1 protein-coding gene and 1 pseudogene are annotated in these 949 nt (G+C 76.7%); both read left to right on the top strand.

Going from position 1 to position 949, the window contains the following annotated elements; all coding sequences use genetic code 11:
- On the top strand, positions 1-500 hold a 500-nt coding region (locus J1M38_RS10660; protein ID WP_241246632.1), incomplete at its 5' end, for a TetR family transcriptional regulator.
- A gap of 212 nt (positions 501-712) precedes the next feature.
- A pseudogene (locus J1M38_RS10655) lies at positions 713-949 on the top strand (ribonuclease HI); the annotation flags it as partial.

The following is a 949-nucleotide window of genomic DNA, read 5'->3' as shown; positions in this document are numbered from 1 at the left end:
CGCCCGCACCCCGCCCCCGGCTGACCGCCCAGGACGTGGTGGACGCCGCCGTCGGGATCCTGCAGGACTTCGGCATGGGCGACCTGTCCATGCGGCGCGTGGCCGGGGTGCTGGGCGTGCAGGCCTCCGCGCTGTACTGGCACGTGCCGGACAAGCAGTCACTGCTGGCGCGGGTGGCGGACCGGATCGTCGCCGAGGCGGAGGAGACCGTGCGCGCCCGCCGCGTCACGGACCTGGCGGGCCGCGCCGAGGCCGCGGAGGCCGCCCTGCTGCGGCACCGGGACGGGGCGGACGTGGTGCTCTCCGCCCTCGCGCTCGGGCTGGGCGGCCTCGGCCTGCACCGTCTGCTCACCGAGGCGGCGGACACCCCGGAGGACGGGGAGCGGGCCCTGGCGCTGCTGCTGGGCACCGTGTCCCTGCGGCAGCAGCGCGCACAGGCGCAAGCGCTCGGCGTGGCGACCGGCCCGGACGTGCAGCGGCACCGCACGGACCCGCTCTGACCCCTCGTCCGACGCCGCCGCGCGGGAGGCCGAGGAGAGGAGACCTGCCTCCTCACAGGTGCGCTCGGTAAGGTCGCCCAGAGCAGAACAGGTCGGGACGGGTCGTCCCCTTCGTCCACGGCGATCCCGCCCGACCGCCGCAGTACCAGCATGGCCCGCCGGACCCGGCTCACAGTTCCGGCGCGGTCCCCTTCGACACAGCCGGCGAAGCCATGGGAGCACGGATCAACCACCCGCGGACGGTCGTGGACCGGACGCTGCATCACGACGTCGAGCCCGCACACCCCGCGGCGCTCGTCGACGTGGGCTGGGACTTCCGTGGCCCGGGCGCCAAGGCGGAGGAGCAGCACCGCCCGCTGCGCGTGGTCCGTGCCCGCCGGCCTCGGGGCACCCCGCGGGACCGGAACGGCGTCGACCTCACGCGCACCGGCCCCGTCGTCCCCCGCCCC

The sequence above is a fragment of the Micrococcus sp. KRD070 genome (assembly GCF_017168435.1).
GTDB lineage: Bacteria > Actinomycetota > Actinomycetes > Actinomycetales > Micrococcaceae > Micrococcus > Micrococcus luteus.
The sequence above is the reverse complement of the archived record's forward strand: the minus strand, read 5'-3'. Positions and strand labels throughout refer to the sequence as shown.